Annotated in this window: 18 protein-coding genes; 9 read left to right on the top strand and 9 right to left on the bottom strand. The window is 73.3% G+C overall.

Annotated elements, in window-relative coordinates:
• Positions 1 to 44 precede the first annotated feature (44 nt).
• Together OHA34_RS00225 and OHA34_RS00220 are read left to right on the top strand one after the other, a co-directional pair.
• Complete coding sequence (locus OHA34_RS00225; protein WP_329520349.1) at positions 45 to 1,082, top strand: MBL fold metallo-hydrolase; 1,038 nt, start codon at positions 45 to 47, stop codon at positions 1,080 to 1,082.
• Positions 1,083 to 1,274: 192 nt separating this feature from the next.
• A complete protein-coding gene (locus OHA34_RS00220; protein ID WP_285944018.1) occupies positions 1,275 to 2,066 on the top strand; it encodes a putative protein N(5)-glutamine methyltransferase in 792 nt (263 codons plus the stop codon).
• On the opposite strand, the gene OHA34_RS00215 is transcribed toward OHA34_RS00220, so the two are convergent.
• Positions 2,041 to 2,553 carry an MFS transporter gene (locus OHA34_RS00215; RefSeq protein WP_285944019.1) on the bottom strand — a complete coding sequence of 171 codons (513 nt, stop codon included), beginning with the start codon at positions 2,551 to 2,553 and terminating at the stop codon, positions 2,041 to 2,043. The genes OHA34_RS00220 and OHA34_RS00215 overlap by 26 nt on opposite strands.
• 122 nt (positions 2,554 to 2,675) lie before the next feature.
• On the opposite strand from OHA34_RS00215, the gene OHA34_RS00210 reads away from it, so the two are divergent.
• The 3 genes from OHA34_RS00210 to cutA all read left to right on the top strand — a co-directional run bounded on the left by OHA34_RS00210 (position 2,676) and on the right by cutA (position 4,966).
• Positions 2,676 to 3,437, top strand: coding sequence for a class I SAM-dependent methyltransferase (locus tag OHA34_RS00210; RefSeq protein ID WP_285944020.1), 762 nt, complete (start codon positions 2,676 to 2,678; stop codon positions 3,435 to 3,437).
• 65 nt (positions 3,438 to 3,502) lie between these two features.
• Complete coding sequence (locus tag OHA34_RS00205; protein ID WP_329520348.1) at positions 3,503 to 4,222, top strand: TetR/AcrR family transcriptional regulator; 720 nt, start codon at positions 3,503 to 3,505, stop codon at positions 4,220 to 4,222.
• Positions 4,223 to 4,648: 426 nt separating this feature from the next.
• The gene (gene cutA, locus OHA34_RS00200; protein WP_285944022.1) at positions 4,649 to 4,966 is read left to right on the top strand and encodes a divalent-cation tolerance protein CutA; all 318 of its coding nucleotides are present in this window, start codon (positions 4,649 to 4,651) and stop codon (positions 4,964 to 4,966) included.
• On the opposite strand, the gene OHA34_RS00195 is transcribed toward cutA, so the two are convergent.
• A complete protein-coding gene (locus tag OHA34_RS00195; protein WP_329520347.1) occupies positions 4,947 to 6,197 on the bottom strand; it encodes a helix-turn-helix domain-containing protein in 1,251 nt (416 codons plus the stop codon). The genes cutA and OHA34_RS00195 overlap by 20 nt on opposite strands.
• Before the next feature lie 137 nt (positions 6,198 to 6,334).
• On the opposite strand from OHA34_RS00195, the gene OHA34_RS00190 reads away from it, so the two are divergent.
• Together OHA34_RS00190 and OHA34_RS00185 are read left to right on the top strand one after the other, a co-directional pair.
• A complete protein-coding gene (locus OHA34_RS00190; RefSeq protein ID WP_329520346.1) occupies positions 6,335 to 6,832 on the top strand; it encodes a hypothetical protein in 498 nt (165 codons plus the stop codon).
• Positions 6,833 to 7,029: 197 nt separating this feature from the next.
• A complete protein-coding gene (locus OHA34_RS00185) occupies positions 7,030 to 7,359 on the top strand; it encodes a hypothetical protein (RefSeq protein WP_329520345.1) in 330 nt (109 codons plus the stop codon).
• A gap of 55 nt (positions 7,360 to 7,414) precedes the next feature.
• Here the strand turns inward: OHA34_RS00185 and OHA34_RS00180 are convergent, their stop codons facing one another.
• Both OHA34_RS00180 and OHA34_RS00175 read right to left on the bottom strand, forming a co-directional pair.
• Positions 7,415 to 7,981: a DUF1707 SHOCT-like domain-containing protein gene (locus OHA34_RS00180; protein ID WP_285944026.1), complete on the bottom strand. Its 567-nt coding sequence runs from the start codon at positions 7,979 to 7,981 to the stop codon at positions 7,415 to 7,417.
• 233 nt (positions 7,982 to 8,214) lie between these two features.
• Positions 8,215 to 8,460, bottom strand: coding sequence for a hypothetical protein (locus OHA34_RS00175; protein WP_285944027.1), 246 nt, complete (start codon positions 8,458 to 8,460; stop codon positions 8,215 to 8,217).
• A gap of 72 nt (positions 8,461 to 8,532) precedes the next feature.
• Here OHA34_RS00175 and OHA34_RS00170 point away from each other — a divergent pair, with 72 nt between their 5' ends.
• Complete coding sequence (locus OHA34_RS00170; RefSeq protein ID WP_329520344.1) at positions 8,533 to 9,138, top strand: site-specific integrase; 606 nt, start codon at positions 8,533 to 8,535, stop codon at positions 9,136 to 9,138.
• Here the strand turns inward: OHA34_RS00170 and OHA34_RS00165 are convergent.
• Complete coding sequence (locus OHA34_RS00165; protein WP_329520343.1) at positions 9,126 to 10,610, bottom strand: aldehyde dehydrogenase; 1,485 nt, start codon at positions 10,608 to 10,610, stop codon at positions 9,126 to 9,128. The two genes, OHA34_RS00170 and OHA34_RS00165, sit on opposite strands and share 13 nt — an antisense overlap.
• A gap of 115 nt (positions 10,611 to 10,725) precedes the next feature.
• Here OHA34_RS00165 and OHA34_RS00160 point away from each other — a divergent pair, with 115 nt between their 5' ends.
• Positions 10,726 to 11,352 carry a pyridoxamine 5'-phosphate oxidase family protein gene (locus OHA34_RS00160; protein WP_329520342.1) on the top strand — a complete coding sequence of 209 codons (627 nt, stop codon included), beginning with the start codon at positions 10,726 to 10,728 and terminating at the stop codon, positions 11,350 to 11,352.
• Positions 11,353 to 11,367: 15 nt separating this feature from the next.
• Here the strand turns inward: OHA34_RS00160 and OHA34_RS00155 are convergent, their stop codons facing one another.
• From OHA34_RS00155 to OHA34_RS00140, 4 genes are all read right to left on the bottom strand, one after another.
• Positions 11,368 to 12,600 carry a hypothetical protein gene (locus tag OHA34_RS00155; protein ID WP_329520341.1) on the bottom strand — a complete coding sequence of 411 codons (1,233 nt, stop codon included), beginning with the start codon at positions 12,598 to 12,600 and terminating at the stop codon, positions 11,368 to 11,370.
• 228 nt (positions 12,601 to 12,828) lie between these two features.
• Complete coding sequence (locus tag OHA34_RS00150; protein ID WP_285944032.1) at positions 12,829 to 13,020, bottom strand: DUF5302 domain-containing protein; 192 nt, start codon at positions 13,018 to 13,020, stop codon at positions 12,829 to 12,831.
• 153 nt (positions 13,021 to 13,173) lie between these two features.
• Entirely contained in the window at positions 13,174 to 14,625 is a 1,452-nt protein-coding gene (locus OHA34_RS00145; protein ID WP_329520340.1) for a pyridoxal-dependent decarboxylase, read from the bottom strand.
• Positions 14,626 to 14,781: 156 nt separating this feature from the next.
• Positions 14,782 to 16,284, bottom strand: coding sequence for an FAD-dependent monooxygenase (locus tag OHA34_RS00140; RefSeq protein WP_285944034.1), 1,503 nt, complete (start codon positions 16,282 to 16,284; stop codon positions 14,782 to 14,784).
• Positions 16,285 to 16,325 lie beyond the last annotated feature (41 nt).

The following is a 16,325-nucleotide window of genomic DNA, read 5'->3' as shown; positions in this document are numbered from 1 at the left end:
GTAGGTTCTGCCCGAACGTGATTCTACGAAATAGGGGGCAGACGGTGGCGGTACCGGTCTTGGAGCAACCGGCCGACTGGGCCGAGCCGGGCGCCCATCTGGTCGCCGCGGGCGTGCACCGGATCCCGCTGGCGCTGCCCATCCCCTCGCTGCACGCGGTCAACGTGTACGTCATCGAGGACCAGAGCGGGCCGATCGTCATCGACTCCGGCTGGGCGATGCCCGACACCCGGACGGCGCTGGAGAAGGCCCTGGGCACCCTCGGGCACCGGCTCGAGGACGTCTCGCAGTTCCTGGTCACCCACGCGCACTGGGACCACTACTCGCAGGCCCTCGCGCTGCGCGAGGCGTTCGGTACCCGGGTGCGGATCGGCCGCGGCGAGCGGCCGTCCATCGAGGCGTTCGACCGGGCGCTCGGCCTGCACCCCCGCCAGGTCGGGCTGCTGCGCCGCTGCGGCGCGGACGGCGTCGCCGACCGGATCGCGACCATGGACATCCAGGCGAGCGAGCGGAACGTGCCGCACGCCCTGCCCGACTCGTGGCTGGACGACGGCGAGCGGGTCGTGCTGGGCCGCCGGGGCCTGGACGTCTTCGCCACTCCCGGCCACACCCGCGGGCACGTGGTGCTCCGGGACGCGTTCGCCGGGCTGCTGTTCGCCGGCGACCACGTGCTGCCGCACATCAGCCCCTCGATCGGGCTGGAGACCGAGCCCGAGGCCAAACCCCTGCGCAGCTACCTGGCCTCGCTGCGGCTGGTCCGCGACATGCCCGACACGCTGCTGCTGCCCGCGCACGGGCCGGTGACGCCGAGCGTGCACACCCGGATCGACGAGCTGATCGAGCACCACGCGGCGCGGCTGGACGTGGCCGCCGAGCGGGTCCGCGCCGGGAACGGCACGGCGTTCGAGGTGGCGCGGGGCATGCCGTGGACGCGCCGGCAGCGCAAGCTGGACGAGCTCGACCCCTTCAGCCAGATGCTGGCCGTCCTGGAGATCGATGCGCACCTGGACGTGCTCACCGACCAGGGCATCCTGGACGCGCACGAGACCGGCGGGGTGCGGACCTACGCCCCCGCGCGCTAGGCGGCGTTCCCCCGGGGCACTTCGCGCCCGGAGCCGGGAGTCCGGTAACGTCACGGCTCCGAGCAGTGGAACGACTGGGGAGGTGAGACCCGTTACCGCCCAAGCAGACCGGGTGCTCCCCTCCCCGACGGACGTGCGGCCCACCGGAACCAGGTGACCGCGGGAGCGCCCGCAGGCATCCCGGAAGGTCCCATGTCATTCTCCGTCCCGTCCCTGTCCGAGCCCGCCATCGTCACCAGGCTGCGCGCCGCCGGCTGCGTCTTCGCCGAGGAGGAGGCCCGGCTCCTCGTCTCCACCGCCACCACCCCCGCCGACCTCGGCGCCATGGTCGAGCGGCGGGCCGGGGGCCTGCCCCTCGAGCACGTCCTCGGCTGGGCCGAGTTCCGCGGCCTGCGCGTCGAGGTCGACGCAGGGGTGTTCGTCCCGCGGCGCCGCACCGAGTTCCTCGTCGGCGAGGCCGCGGCGCTGGCACCGCCCCGGGCCGTCGCCGTCGACCTGTGCTGCGGCGCGGGCGCGCTCGGCCTCGCGCTCGCCGAGGCGGCCGACCTCGCCGAGCTGCACGCCGCCGACATCGCGCCCGCCGCCGTGCGATGCGCCCGCCGCAACCTCGGCGACAGGGGGCGGGTGTACGAGGGCGACCTCTTCGACCCGCTGCCCGCGTCGCTGCGGGGCCGTGTCGACATCCTGCTCGCCAACGTGCCCTACGTGCCCACCGGCGAGCTGGGGCTGCTGCCCTCGGAGGCCCGCGAGCACGAGGCGCGGACCGCGCTCGACGGCGGCGCGGACGGCCTGGCGGTGCTGCGGCGGGTGACCGCCGCCGCCGTGGCGTGGCTGGCGCCCGGCGGCCACCTGCTGTTCGAGACGAGCGAGCGCCAGGTGCCGCGCGCCGCCCAGATCGTCGCCGGCGACGGGCTGGTGCCGCGGGTGGCGACCTGCGAGGAGCTGTACGCCACCGTCGTCATCGGCACCGGGCCCACCGGCTGAGGGCGCCGGGCCGGGCCGTGGCCCGGCCCGGCCCGCGGGTCGGGACGGCCCCGCGCGGGCCGTCGGCCGGCACCAGGCGCGGGACCACCGCGAGCACGACGAGGGTCGCCGGGAGGTTGACGAAGAAGATCCACCTCCAGTGCAGCAGCTCGGTCAGCGCCCCCGACAGCAGGACGCCGCCGACGAGGCCGAGGCCCGAGATCGCGCCCCACAGGCCGAGCGCCCCGGCCCGCTCGCCGGGGTCGGTGAACAGCAGCACGATCAGCAACATCGCCGCCGGCGAGGCCAGCGCCTCACCCGCGCCCTGCCCGAAGCGCGCCGCGAGCAGCACGGGCAGTGCGGGCGCGCAGCCCGCGGCCAGCGAGGAGGTCGGCCCGGCCGGGCCGATGCCGAGATCCGCCCCGATCGAGGGCAGCGCGACGTTGAGAGCCGGGGTCTTGCGGGCACCTGTGGCACCGGAGACGGGGTCCGGCGCCCCTGGAGTCACCTGGTGAAGACGGCCACGGTGGTCCTTCGTCGGGGTCGGGCCGCCAGGGTAGGCGGTCGCGCGCCCCAGGCGCCGAACGGGTTCTCGCGTCGCGGCGGGAGGGGAGCTGGGACGATCAGAGCATGACACGCACCTTCGACGACCTGATCACCGAGGCGGCGGCGGTCCCCGTCGACGGCTGGGACTTCTCCTGGCTGGACGGCCGGGCGGCCGAAGAGCGGCCCTCCTGGGGGTACGCGCGCTCGATGGGCGCGCGGATGGCCCGCGCGACCGCCGCGCTCGACGTCCAGACCGGGGGCGGCGAGATCCTCGCCGGGGTGCCCGCGCTGCCCCGCCTGGCCGTGGCCACCGAGTCCTGGCCGCCGAACCTCGAATGCGCCTCCCGGCTGCTGCGCCCGCGCGGGGTCGCGGTCGTCGCCGACGCCGACGAGCCGCCGCTCCCCTTCGCGTCCGGCGTGTTCGACCTGGTGGTGAGCCGCCACCCGGTGACCACCTGGTGGGACGAGATCGCCCGGGTGCTGGCGCCCGGCGGGACGTACTTCTCGCAGCAGGTCGGCCCGGCCAGCGTCTTCGAGCTGGTGGAGTACTTCCTCGGCCCGCAGCCGCCCGAGGTGCGCGGCAGGCGGGACCCCGGGGAGGCCCGCGCGGCGGCCGAGGCCGCGGGGCTGGAGGTCGCCGATCTCCGCTCGGAGTCGCTGCACACCGAGTTCCGCGACATCGGCGCCGTGGTCTACTTCCTGCGCAAGGTCGTCTGGATGGTCCCCGGGTTCACCGTTGACCGGTACCGCGACCGGCTGCGCGAGCTGCACGGGCTGATCGAGGCCGAGGGCCCGTTCAGCGCGCGCACCACCCGTTTCCTCATCGAGGCCCGCAAGCCCGCCTGACCGGGATGCGGAGCCGTCCCTTGAGGATAGAATCTTCGTGAGAACTTCTCACGCGAGGAGGGCCGATGGGGCTCGCGCCGGAGAGCGGCATCCGCGGCCGGTTCCGGGTCTACGTCCGGGACGAGGCCAAGACGATCGCGCTGCGGCAGCTCGCCGAGGGCGGGCCGCAGGCGGTGTCGGTCAACGCCATCGCCAAGGAGCTCGGCATGTCGGGCCCGGCCCTCTACCGCTACTTCGCGGGCCGCGACGCGCTGTTCACCGAGCTGGTCACCGACGCCTACCTCGATCTGACCGCCGCGGTCGCCGCAGCGGTCGCGCCCGAGGCTGACTCCGACACCGGCTCCGACACGGGCCCCAAGGCCGGTCCGGGCCCGCGTGAGCGGCTGCGCGACTTCGCCGCCGCCTATCGCGGCTGGGCCACCGCGCAGCCGCACCGCTACCGGCTGCTGTTCGCCGCGCCGTTCCCCGGCTACGACGCGCACGCCGAGGAGCTCGTCGCCGCGGCGCAGCGGCTGATGGCCGTGCTGGACGGCGTGCTCGCCGGCCTTCCCGGCGACGAGGGGCCGGCGGGCCTCGGCGCCGGTTTCGACGCCTGGGCACGCGGCCGGGCGCCGGAGGGCGCCGCGCCCGCCACCACGCTGCGCGGGCTGGTGACGTGGTCGCGGCTGCACGGCCTGGTCAGGCTGGAGATCGAGGGCAACTACGCCTCGATGGGCCTGGACCCGGGCGTCCTGTTCGAGAGCGAGGTCGCCGCCCTCCTGCGCACCCCGGTCACCGGCGCCTGACCGTCCCGGACGGTCAGGCGCCGCCCGCCCAGGGGAGCGGCGCCTCGTCCATCCCCCAGTACACGCTCTTCTGCATCAAGCAAGTGGATCACCTGCGAAGATAGAACGCATTGTGTACTGACCTGCCGAAATGCCTAACACACCATCACGCCGGATCACGCACATTCACGGGTCGATGTGCCCTCGATGTGCCCCGCGTGATGCTGCGTGAAGGTGGCCGGATGGTGACAGCAGCCTGCCTTGGCGAACGGGCCGTGGCGGCGAGCGGCCCGCGACGACAGGGCCGACCGACGGAGCGTCCAGTGGACGCTGCCCCTGAGATGAGACGACGCCCCGCCCCTCACACGCGATGAGGTGGCGGGGCGTCGTCGCGCTCGGTGCAAGAACGCCCTATCAGGATAGCTCTGCGCAGATAGGGTCGCCCGCATGACGGACTATCTCCAGGTGTCCACGACCACCGACAGCCGCGAGGCCGCGATCACGCTGCTCAAGTCGGCGGTCGGCGCCAAGCTCGCCGCGTCCGGTCAGGTAATCGGCCCGGCCAGGTCGGTGTTCTGGCATCTCGGCGAGCTCGGCGACGGCGAAGAGTGGCAGTTGTTCCTACGCACCACCCGCGCCCGGTACGCCGAACTGGAGACCCACCTCATCGAACAACACCCATGGGACAACCCCGAGGTGACGTACACCGTCATCGACGGCGGCTCGGCCGGCTACCTGGAGTGGCTCACACGGATGACGTCATAGTCGCGCGCTCGATCGTCTCGGCGACGGCGGGGATGCTCGCGTGCGGGCGTAGACGCTCGGCGACCTCAGTCACCCGCGCCCGCGGCCGAGCGGACGCCACGTCGCTCCCCAGGTCGATGGAGCGGATCAGGATCCGGGCCGACTCGGTGACCTCCCCGGAGTCGAGGAGCGCCTCAGACAGCCATGTCAGGTAGAGCGCCTTGTCCCGGGCGTGTGCGTCGTCGTACCGGGCCAGTGCCCATTCCAGTGCGGGGACGGCGCGATCGGGTCGTCGCAGTTGGCTCCAGCACCGTCCCGTCATGATCTGGAGCTCGGTCTCGTCGACCCACCGTGCCCAGTCCGGGGTATCGTCCGCGCCGCCCGCCAGCGCTTCCCGTGCTTTGTCGAGGGCCTGCTCGACCTGCGAGGTGTGCGTCGATCCGGCGACCGCGTGCGCCCACGCTGCCCGCTCGTACAGCAGCGCGCGGACAGCAGCCGGGGTTTCGTCGTCCACGACCCGGCAGGACGCGTCAGCCTCCGTTGTGCCAGACCGGCCGGTGCTCACCCGATGATAGGCCATGAGTGCCAGGGCGTTCCCGATCAGGGTCGGCTCGCCGGCCTCGGACGCTGCGGTCATGCTCTCGCGGAACAGCGCGTTCGCGCCCGCCATCTGCCCGGAGTCCAAGGCGGCCCAGCCCGCCTGCTGCGCCTGCTCGGCCATCACACCGAGCAGACCGCGGCCTGTCGCCTCGGAGTAGCCGCCCCGTTCGACGAGCGCCCGGGTCGCCGACAACTCGGACGCGTACACGGGGTAGGTGTCGGTCCCGCCGAGGATCTCGTCGAGCCGTCGCAGTCGGGCCGTACGGCGACGCAGCTTGTCGACGAGACCGGCGCCGACGCGGCGGCCCTGCTGGTCGGTGAGGCTCGGCGGTGCGACCGCCAGGCCGGCGGCGGCGGCCGACAGGCTGAGGAACTCTCTGCGTTGCACGTCATCCCCTGAGGGTGTGAGGGCGAAGAGCTGCTGCTCGGTGGTGCCGAACGCGCGAGCGTACGCCCGCCGGTACCGGACCCCGATGCCCGAACGGCCTCGTTCCCAGCGCTTGACGTACTCGATCAGCGTGTCAATCGACGGGATCTGCGGGCCGGCCAGGGCATCGCGAATCAGCTTGGCGACCTCGCGTTGCGTGAGGCCGCGCTCATCACGTTCAGCGCGGAGTCTAAGTCCGAGCGCGCGTTTCTCATCGGGCGTCATACGTGTGCACCTCACGTGTCGCCGTGCCCCCGGGATGCCCCCCCAGGTGTCCCCCATTGTGCCCCTGTCGTCGTGGCGGCGACCGGTGTTCGCTGGCTGTGACCGAATCAATACCCGCACCTCACAGGACGGTCACGATGGTCACGACCCGCTCAGACGATCCGGCGAAGCTACCCGAGCCGGACGGTCCCGCCCTCCTGGCGAGTCTCGCCGTGGCCTTCCGGGGGCAGGGGTTCACCGCCGAGATCAAGAGTGGGCTGCTTCGGGTGGTGGACGGTCCGGACAGTCGGGGCGTCCGGCTCGATTGCCGTCGGCGTGCCGGTGATTGGGACCGGTGGTGGTTTACGTGGGCGGGTGGGATCTGGCTGTGTGAGGCTGACAAGCCGTTCGAGGCGATCACGACGGTGAAGGGCGCGTTGCGGCGGGCCGGGGACCCTCGCACCTGCGAGGAGCTGGCGGCGGCCGAGGTCCGCGCGGAGTTCCCTGACTGGACCATCACCGACACCGAGACCGAGGGCGGGCGCCGTTGGTGGGCAAGCCGCGGTGCACCGACGAGCACCATCCTGAACCGCGGCTCCGACCTGTCTGCCAGCAGTCCCGAGGGGCTGCGGTCCAAGCTGCGGGCCCACCGATGAACGTGGGCGCGGCGGAACCATTCCAGGAGCAACCCGCCGTGCCCGCCCGACACCGCACGGCCCGCGCGGGGGTCGTGCGGCCCTATGCCCGGCCGGCGGACTGGGGAATCCGTTACGGCCGGGTGGGGGGATCGCGCGGCCGGTGCTCCACACCCCCGCTCCCCGGGGAGCACCGGCCGCGCTTGGGGAGGGCAGTGATGACGGAGTATCGGCTGAGCGGCGCTGACGGCGTCTACTTCCTCCGCGACCAGGACGACCAGATCGCCGGCACGCTGCTGCGCGAAGCGGGCGGGTGGTGGCGCGGCGTCGCCCCCGACGGCCGGGTCCGCAAGTTCTTCATCGCCCCCGACGAGGACGGCGAGCATGGCGTCGTCGGTGACGGCGGCGCCGCCGATGCTCTTGCCGCGGCTGCGGGCGGACTCGTGTCCTTCCAGGGTGCGGTCGCGGATGTACTCGCGTTCCATCCCGGACAGGGCGGCCAGCACGGTGAAATTCGTCGTCGAGGTGAAGGTAGCGCTGGCGGCTGAGCGAGTGCAGGCGTGGCGGCGACCGAGGATGAAGGACGCAGGCTGCGTACCGGGGTTATCGTCTGCGACGCTGCTTGATCTTGATGTAGCCGAAGACCGGGTGTCCTTTCATCACGATGGTCGGCGCGTGGGGATCGGCCGCCTGGACGGCTTTATTGCTGATATGTGAGGTGTTCGTGCTTGACGGGTCGACTCGGGCCGCCCAGCCGTCTGGAAGGATCAGCCGGATCCACCCCGTCCGGGTCGCCGCCTCAACGGTGACCTCGCGGTGCGCGCAGGATGCCCGCCTGAAGTCGATCGTGATGAAGCCCGTCGTGGACTCGGCGGTAATCCGCCGTGGAACGACCCACTGTCCCGACTGCCTGATGTTGGGTGTTGTGGTCTTGAGGACAAGCGTTTCGGGCTCTGGGACGGCGGCCGGGCCCGGTACCGAAGGGGGATGGACGGGCAGGTCCACCACCAGGGCCCGGAGTTGGCCGTGCGTCTTTGCGCCGTAGGCCAGGCTGAGCCTTTCGTCCAACTCCTCAAGATCGATACGGCCTTCGCCGGCGGCAATCCGTAGCCTCTCGGCGACGGCCTCCCGGTCCGCATCCGCGGCCCGGGCCGTGTCTGCCGGGTCCATCGGCGACGACTCCTCCATACCGACCACAAGCGGACCTTGCCTCCCTCGGCCGTGCGGCCGGTCCAGCGCCGGATACCTACAACGTCCGGCCAGGTTAGCCCGTAGTTCCCGGGCATCGGCGCCCCGGGGTCCGGGGGCTGAGCGCTGCATGACGAAGACGCCCCGTCCCCCGCCGAAGCAGAGGACGGGGCGTTCGTGCCGGACGGGCTTCCCCACCCGCCGACGTTGTGAGGCTACCGGGGCGTGGTGGACGCGTAGGCCGGGACGCCGCGCGCCAGCCCGAGGGACAGCAGCACCCGCCCGGCCGTCGGATAGTGGACCTCGATCCAGCGGGCCGCGGCGTAGTAGACGGCGGTAACGGCGGGGGTGACGATCGCGGTCACCGCGGTCGCGTCCAGGTCGAGCCTGATGCGGGCGGCCTGGCCGACCAGGACGCCCACGATGAGCGGGACGAGGGTCCGGACGATGCTGTCGTACATGAGGGGGTCTCCTACAGGTCGGCAGGGGCGGTCGGTGTCGCCCACGCGGTGGGGTCGTCGAGGGGCGTGGTGGTGGCGGTCAAGCGCTCGCGGGCGATGGGGCTGGAGCTGGACGCGATCGACTTCCAGCGCCGGGAGGTCGACATCTCCCAGCAGCTCAAGGCGGTGTCCGGCCGCAAGCCCTACCTTGCACTCCCCAAGACCAAGACCTCGATGCGCACCGTGGAGCTGCCGGAGGTGACTGCGGTCGCGCTGGCTCGGCACATCGAGCAGTATCCGCCCGTCGAGGTCGAGATCGTGGACGAGACCGACCCGCGCCGGCCGCGGACCCGGATGGCCAAGCTGGTCTTCCTGTGGGGAGGAAACGCAGGCGCCCGGACGAAGAACCTCACGCCGATCTACCGGTCGAGTTGGTCTCGCCCATGGAAGCCGGCCGCCCGCGCCGCCGGAGTGCCGGAGGGGGTGGGCCTGCACTGCCTCCGGCACTACTTCGCGACCCTATTGATCCATCAGGGCGCTAGCGTCAAGACGGTGCAGCTTGCTCTCGGGCACGCCAACCCTATGATCACCCTGAACGAGTACGTCGGCGAATGGCCCGAGGCATATGAGAGGACCCGCTCGATCGTGGACTCAGCCCTCGGTCATGTGCCCCGGTTGTGCCCTGCTCAGGTGCTCTGAGCACCCCACTGCTGGCTGTAGGGCTGCTGCTCGTCCATCCCCCAGTACACGCTCTTCTGCCGCATGTAGGCGAAGATCCCCTCGCGGCCCTTCTCCCGGCCGAGGCCGCTGTCCTTGAAGCCGCCGAACGGGGTGGAGATGCTGAACTGCTTGTAGGTGTTGACCCACACGGTGCCCGCGTCGATCCGGCGGGCCACCCGCCACGCGGTCCGGTAGTCGCCGGTCCAGACGCCGCAGGCGAGCCCGTACACGGTGTCGTTGGCCTGCGCCACCAGGTCCTCCTCGTCCTCGAACGGCAGCGCGACCAGCACCGGCCCGAAGACCTCCTCCTGGCAGATCGCGGCGGAGTTCGGCACCCCGTCCAGGATCGTCGGCAGGTAGTAGGCGCCGCGTGCGTACGCCTCGCCGTCCGGGGTCCGGCCGCCGCAGCGGACCCGCGCGCCCTCGTCCCGGGCCCGGTCGACCATGGCGGCGACCTTGTCGCGGTGCGCGTGCGCGACCATCGGCGCGACCTGGGTGGCGGGGTCGGTGCCGGGGCCGATCCGCAGCCGCCCGGCCCGGCGGACCAGCTCGCCGACGACCTCCTCGTAGATCGAGGCGTGCACGAACGCCCGAGAGCCGGCGATGCAGCTCTGCCCGGACGAGGAGAAGACCCCGAACAGCAGCCCGGCCAGCGCCTGCTCGCGGTCGGCGTCCGGGAACACGATCGTCGGCGACTTGCCGCCGAGCTCCAGCGACACCGGCATGATCTTCTCGGCCGCGGCGGCGCCGATGGCCCGGCCGGTGGTGGTGCCGCCGGTGAAGGACACCTTCCCGACTCCCGGGTGGCGGACGATCGCGTCGCCGATGATCCGCCCCGGGCCGGGCAGCACCGACAGCAGGCCCGGCGGCAGCCCCGCGTCCGTGATCAGGCGGCCCAGGGCCAGCGAGACCAGTGGCGTCCACTCGGCGGGCTTGAGCACCACCGCGTTGCCCGCCGCGAGCGCCGGGGCGACCTTCTGCGCGTCGCTGGCGATCGGCGAGTTCCACGGGGTGATGGCGCCGACCACGCCGACCGGCTCGTGCACGCTCATCGTGAGGTACGGACCGCGCGAGGGCGTCAGCGCGCCCTCCAGGGTCTCCAGGGCGGCGGCGAAGTAGCGGAAAGTGCCCTGCGCGCTGGCGACGAGGGCCCGCGTCTCGTTGATGGACTTGCCCGTGTCGGCGGTCTGGAGGGCCGCGATGTCGTCGGCCCGCTCGGCGATCAGGTCGGCGATCCGGACGAGGCACCGCGCCCGCTCGTGCGGGAGCAGATCGCGCCAGGCCGGGTCCGCCGCCGCCGCGGCCCCGGCCCGGACGGCCTCGTCCACGTCGGCGACGCCGGCGCCGTGCAGCCGGGCGAGCACCTCGCCGGTCGCCGGGTCGCGGGTCTCCAGCACCTCCCCGCCGCCCCGCCGCCACCGGCCGCCCACCAGGATCTCGTCCGCGAACACGGCGCCCCTTCCTCCACAAAAGCCTTGGACCTAAGATTTATCACTACGCGAAAGCTTATGTCCAAGATGAAGCGCCGGATATCATGATCTTCTGATCACCAGCGGAAGGACGATCATGGCCGACTACGAGGAGATCGGCTCCGCGGCGGAGCTGCGCGAGCTGCTCGGGGACCCGCTCCCGCGGGTCATCGACAAGGACCGGCCCCGCCTGCACGCCCGCGACCGGGAGTGGCTCGCGCAGTCGCCGTTCTGCCTGATCGCCACCAGCGCTGCCGACGGCACCTGCGACGTCTCCCCCAAGGGCGACCCTCCCGGCTTCGTCCACGTCCTGGACGACGGCACCATCGCCGTCCCCGACCGCCCCGGCAACCGGCGCGCCGACGGGTTCCTCAACATCCTGACCAACCCGCACGTGGGGCTGATCCACATCATCCCGGGGCGCACCGAGACGCTGCGGATCAACGGCCGCGCCCGGCTGGTCCGCGAGGCCCCCTTCTTCGACGCCATGACGGTCAAGGGGCACCGGCCGAGGCTGGCCCTGGTCGTCGACATCGAGCAGATCTTCTTCCACTGCGCCAAGGCGTTCATGCGCTCGGCGCTGTGGAAGCCCGAGACCTGGGAGCCCGACGCCCTGCCGTCGCACGCGCGCCTGGTCAAGGAGGTCCAGCGGATCGACCAGAGCCTGGAGGAGCTGGAGCACTACTACGGCGCCGCCTACGCCAAGAAGCTCTACGCGGGGTAGCCCGGCGCCCGGACCTCAGCAGGCGGGGGCGGCCGGGGCGTCGGATTCGGTGTGGACGTAGGCGGCGGGCACGTAGTGGCCGGGGCCGATCCGGTTCCACATGTCGCTCGTGCCGTAGGTCCCGGTCACGCTCTGCCCCCGGACGTGGCACTGGACGACGACGTTGGCGAGGTTGGCCGCGACCCCCGTTCGGGCTGAGCCGGCGCTCGCCGCCGCCCGCAGCGGCACCGGGGCGCCGGCCGTGCGGACGACGCCCCTGGCCCCGGCGCCCGTCCACATGTACGTCACGTTCACCCAGGAGTTGTCGGTCAGCCCGAGGCCGTCCCAGAAGGTGCCGTCGGCGAGGTCGATGCCCGCCGGGTTGGCGACCTGGCGGCCGAACTCGTCCGTCCCGCCGTTGTAGCCGTCCTGGTAGGCGGCCTGCGACTCGGGCCGCCCCTGCGGCAGGTCGTTCCACATCTCGCGGGTCGCGGACGGGTTCCAGTAGTCGTCGTGGGTGTTCCAGGGGCCGACGTCCCACACCGGCGCGTACTCGCACAGGCTCCCCGACGCCGTGCACACCTGCACCGAGTACTCGCCGGAGCCGTTCCCCGACAGGCCGCGCCGCGACGGCAGCGCGACGAAGTGGTCCCGGTCGGTGATGACGTGCCCGTTCGCGGTCGTCCCGCCGACGAGCCCCTCCCGGGTCGCGAACACCTGGTAGGTCTGCGCGGCCGTGGTGCGGGGCGCCTTCGCGGCGATCCGGTCGCCGGTCAGCCGGACGGCCGACACCGACGGGGCCGTCCGGCCCGGTGCCCCGGTGAGGACCACCCGCGCCTGGATCCGCCGCGACTCCGCCGGCAGGGCCGTCCCGGCCGGGGTCCACTCGGTCCACGCGCCGGCGCCCGTCCGGGCCCGCACGTCCACCTGGACGGGCCCGGCGCCGGTCACCTGGGCGGTCACCCGGTTGACGGGCTCGGCCAGGTCACGGGGCGCGAGCATGAGCTGCCCGGCCGCCGTCGCCCCGCGCAGCGAGGCGGGGCCGGTGCGGCCGGAGGCGAGCCGCAGCGCCTTCCCGTCATGGCGGACGTTGACGTCATCGCCGTCGACCGCCGACAGATCGGGCGACCAGCCGGTACCGGCGGCCTGGACCGACGGCGCGGCATGCGCGGCGGCCCCGGGGAGGGCGGCCAGCAGGGCGACGGCGGCAGTGGCGGTGGCGGTGAGCGTCAGGGCGGGGACGGTGCGTCTGCGGGGCGTGGGGAGCATGCAAGGAGAGTGATTCGGGGGCCCCGGTCGCACAAGGCCGAGATCTCCACGAATCGCGCCGCCCCGTTTCGGCTTGCCTGCTCCGCTCCGCAGGTCAGCCCGCCCCGAGCGCCGCCCGGCCATGCCGTCGGACCGGCGGCGCAAACCCCTCGGGAACGCGCCCGCCGTCCGCGACGGCCGGCGGGTGACCCCCACCGGGAGCGGGGGTCACCGTGATGCGGTTCGCGCTCAGCCGCTCTTGCGGCGGAACTGGCGCTGGTGGTCGGCGCGCTCGTGCACGCCGCGCACCTTGGAACCGTTCTTGCCCGCGCCACCGGCGTTCTTGTCCGCCGCCGCACCGCGCTTGCGCTCAAGAGCCTCCTTGAACCTGCGCTTCACGTCGTCCTGATCGCCTTCACGTTCTTCTGCGTTATCGGCCATGCGGACCTCCAGCTCTTCGTTAGGGGCCCCTCAAGCTTCACATACCCGGGGACCGGATGCCCGCGCACCCGGCCCAGGAAGATCACAACGGGGATCTCCCCATCATCAGGCCATCGGCGGACAGATCGTCCCGAAATCGATGGCCGTGCCCCCTCAGGCTCCGGCGCCGGCCTCCTCGGTGATCCGCCGCCAGGCCGCCCGCACGTGCTCCGCACCCGTCGCGGGGGCGCCGATCGCCATCCGCAGCAGGACCCGTCCGCCCACCTTGGTGTGGGTGAGGTAGAGGTCGCCGGAGGCGTTCAGCCGCCGCATCAGCTCCAGCGTGGCCGCGTCGGCCTCGGCGTCCGGCAGCCCGTCCCAGCGCGGGCGGAAGCACACCAGCCCGAACGGATGGTGGTCGTGCAGCTCGAAGGCGGGATCCTCGCGGATCCACGAGGCCAGTCCGGCGGCGAGCCGAATCCCCGTGCGGACGTGCTCGCGCAGCCCCTCGGCCCCGTACCAGCGGATCACCGACCACAGCTTCAGCGCCCGGAACCGCCGTCCCAGCGAGATCTGCCAGTCCCGGTAGTCGATCACCTCGCCGGACGCCGACGCCTGGTTGCGCAGGTACTCGGGCAGGATCGACAGCGCGCCGATCAGCGGGGCCCGGTCGGCCACCCACAGCACGGTGCAGTCGAAGTTGGTCAGCAGCCACTTGTGCGGGTTGGTCGCGTACGAGTCGGCGTTCCCTGCGAGGCCGTCGTTGACCCAGCGCAGCTCGGGGCAGACCGCCGCGACGCCCGCGTACGCGGCGTCCACGTGCAGCCAGACGCCGTGCCGGCGGCAGACCTCGCCGATCCCGGCCACCGGGTCGACCGCCGTCGTGGAGGTGGTGCCGACCGTCGCGCACACCAGCACCGGCAGCGCGCCCGCCGCCGCGTCCTCGGCCAGCAGCGCGTCGAGGTGGGCGGGGTCCATCGCGAGCGTGGCCGGGTCGACGTCGACCGTCCGCACGTTGCCCGCGCCGATCCCGGCGATCCCGGCGGCCTTCTCCATCGCCGAGTGCGTCTGCGAGCTGATGTAGAGCGTGTGGCGGCGCGTGATGCCCTCCCGCCCGGCGGCCCCGCCGTCGGCGCGGCGCAGCGCGGCGAGGACCGCGACGAGCGCGGCACTGGACGCCGAGTCCTGGATGACGCCGCCGCCCGCCCCGCCGCTGCGGAAGCCGGCGGGCAGGTCGAGCAGCTCGGCCAGCCAGTCGGTCACCCGCGTCTCCAGCTCGGTGCAGGCCGGGCTGGTCGCCCACAGCATGCCCTGGACGCCGAGGCCGGCCGACAGCAGGTCGCCGAGGATCGCGGGCCCGGACGCGTTCGCCGGGAAGTAGGCGAAGTAGCTCGGATGCTGCCAGTGCGTGACCCCCGGCATGATCACCCGGTCGAGGTCGGCGAGCACCGCCTCGAACCCCTCGCCGTGCTCGGGCGGGTGCTCGGGCAGCGCCTCCAGTACCTCGCCCGGCCGCACCCGCGACAGCACCGGATACGACTCGATCTTCTCCTGGTAGTCGGCGATCCAGTCGACGACCTGCCTGCCGTACCGGCGGAACTCCTCCGGCGTCATATGCCCGCTCATCCGGCAATGAGACCACATATGCGGGTTCGCCTCGCCCGCCCCGGGACGGTGCCGCTCAGAGCATCCGGATCTCCACGATGTCGACCGTCCGGACTCCCTCCATGACCTCGGTGACGGTCAGCCGGGCCGCCAGCCTGGAGCGGCCCTCCCCCTGCCTCACGCCCACCGCTGATGCGAGGGCTGCTCGGCGGCGGCGCCGCACCAGCGGGTGAGCGCGGCGCGGATCTCGGCGGCGCGCCGGTCGGGCGCGGTCTCGTCGGTCGCCCAGGCGATGTAGCCGTCCGGCCGGACGAGCACGGTGGACCCGGTGGACCCGGTGGCGACCGCGCCGCGCACCCGGCCGGCCCATCCCCTGAACGTCAGGTAGGTCACGGCGGGGTCGTTGACGGCGGCGACGAGGACGAACCGGCCCTCCCGCAGCGCCTCGTACAGCCGGCCGGGCTCCCCCGCCAGCCGGACGTCGGGGGCGCGGCGGCCGGTCAGCCGGTGCGCGCCGCGCGGGGCCGGGTAGGCGATGTCGATCCCCGAGACCGTCCCGGCCATCCGCCTGGCCACCGGCGGCATGCGGGTGGCGGCCACCATGGCGGCGCCCCGGACGGCGCGCAGCGGGCGCGGCTCGAGCAGCAGCATCCGCAGCAGCGCGCCGCTGACGCGCAGCACCTGGCGGCCCACCGGAAGCCGTTCGTCCTCGTAGGTGTCCAGCAGCCCGTCGGGCGCCCGGCCGTGCAGTTCGGCCGCCAGCTTCCAGCCCAGGTTGGCCGCGTCCTGGATGCCGGTGTTCATGCCCAGGCCGCCCGCCGGGGAGTGCGCGTGCGCGGCGTCGCCCGCGAGGAACACCCGCCCGGACCGGTACCGCGGGGCCTGCCGCTCGTCGCTGTGGAACCGCGAGGTCCACCGGGTCTCGCCGACCCCGAGGTCGGCGCCGAACACGCGCCGGGCGACCTCGCGCAGTTCGGCCGGGTCGACCGGCTCGGAGTCGGGCACCTGGTGCCGCCGGTTCCAGGCGACCAGCCGGTACCAGCCGTCGCCGTACGAGGCCAGCAACGCGAACGCGTCGCCGACCCCGCGGCCGGTGAGCGCCTCGCGCGGCACGCCCTCCACCCGCACGTCGGCCAGCATCACCGACCGCACCGCCGACCGGCCCGGGAACGGCAGGCCGAGCTCCTCCCGGACGGTGCTGCGCACCCCGTCGGCACCGACCAGGTACGCCGCGCGGCGGGTGTGCACGCCGCCCGGGCCGGTCCGGACGTCGACGTCGACGCCCTCGGCGTCCTGCCGCAGCGCGACCACCTCGGCGCCGCGCTCGATCCGGGCGCCGGCCGCGCGGGCCCGCTCCTCCAGCACCCGCTCGGTCTCGTACTGGGGCGTGACCAGCACGAACGGGAAGCGTCCGGGGAGCCGCGACAGGTCCAGCCGGCTGCCGCTGAAGATCTGGAACCTCCGCACCCGCTCGCCGGTGGCGATCAGGTGGTCGGCGATGCCCCGGGCGTCGAGCGCCTCCAGCGTGCGGGCGTGCACGGCGAACGCACGGGTGAGCCCGGAGCGCTCCGCACGGCGCTCCAGCACGGTGCACCCGACCCCGGCCACCGCCAGGTCCCCGGCGAGCAGCAGGCCCGTCGGACCCGCCCCGGCGATCAGTACTTCCCCGCTCGGTGCCATCCGGTCCTCCTTCGGCGGCGTCCGAGGCCGCCACCGGGTCC

It is taken from the genome of Spirillospora sp. NBC_01491 (assembly GCF_036227065.1).
Classification (GTDB): Bacteria; Actinomycetota; Actinomycetes; order Streptosporangiales; family Streptosporangiaceae; genus Spirillospora; species Spirillospora xylanilytica.
The sequence above is the reverse complement of the archived record's forward strand: the minus strand, read 5'-3'. Positions and strand labels throughout refer to the sequence as shown.

What these genes read in the sequence shown, in the direction of transcription:
- OHA34_RS00175 (WP_285944027.1), bottom strand. Translation starts at nt 8,460, where the DNA reads ATGTACGACAGCATCGTCCGGACCCTCGTCCCGCTCATCGTGGGCGTC.
- OHA34_RS00205 (WP_329520348.1), top strand. Translation starts at nt 3,503, where the DNA reads ATGGGGCTCGCGCCGGAGAGCGGCATCCGCGGCCGGTTCCGGGTCTAC.
- OHA34_RS00145 (WP_329520340.1), bottom strand. Translation starts at nt 14,625, where the DNA reads ATGAGCGGGCATATGACGCCGGAGGAGTTCCGCCGGTACGGCAGGCAG.
- OHA34_RS00140 (WP_285944034.1), bottom strand. Translation starts at nt 16,284, where the DNA reads ATGGCACCGAGCGGGGAAGTACTGATCGCCGGGGCGGGTCCGACGGGC.
- OHA34_RS00210 (WP_285944020.1), top strand. Translation starts at nt 2,676, where the DNA reads ATGACACGCACCTTCGACGACCTGATCACCGAGGCGGCGGCGGTCCCC.
- OHA34_RS00160 (WP_329520342.1), top strand. Translation starts at nt 10,726, where the DNA reads ATGGCCGACTACGAGGAGATCGGCTCCGCGGCGGAGCTGCGCGAGCTG.
- OHA34_RS00155 (WP_329520341.1), bottom strand. Translation starts at nt 12,600, where the DNA reads ATGCTCCCCACGCCCCGCAGACGCACCGTCCCCGCCCTGACGCTCACC.
- OHA34_RS00220 (WP_285944018.1), top strand. Translation starts at nt 1,275, where the DNA reads ATGTCATTCTCCGTCCCGTCCCTGTCCGAGCCCGCCATCGTCACCAGG.
- OHA34_RS00150 (WP_285944032.1), bottom strand. Translation starts at nt 13,020, where the DNA reads ATGGCCGATAACGCAGAAGAACGTGAAGGCGATCAGGACGACGTGAAG.
- OHA34_RS00190 (WP_329520346.1), top strand. Translation starts at nt 6,335, where the DNA reads ATGGTCACGACCCGCTCAGACGATCCGGCGAAGCTACCCGAGCCGGAC.
- OHA34_RS00185 (WP_329520345.1), top strand. Translation starts at nt 7,030, where the DNA reads ATGACGGAGTATCGGCTGAGCGGCGCTGACGGCGTCTACTTCCTCCGC.
- cutA (WP_285944022.1), top strand. Translation starts at nt 4,649, where the DNA reads ATGACGGACTATCTCCAGGTGTCCACGACCACCGACAGCCGCGAGGCC.
- OHA34_RS00195 (WP_329520347.1), bottom strand. Translation starts at nt 6,197, where the DNA reads ATGACGCCCGATGAGAAACGCGCGCTCGGACTTAGACTCCGCGCTGAA.
- OHA34_RS00180 (WP_285944026.1), bottom strand. Translation starts at nt 7,981, where the DNA reads ATGGACCCGGCAGACACGGCCCGGGCCGCGGATGCGGACCGGGAGGCC.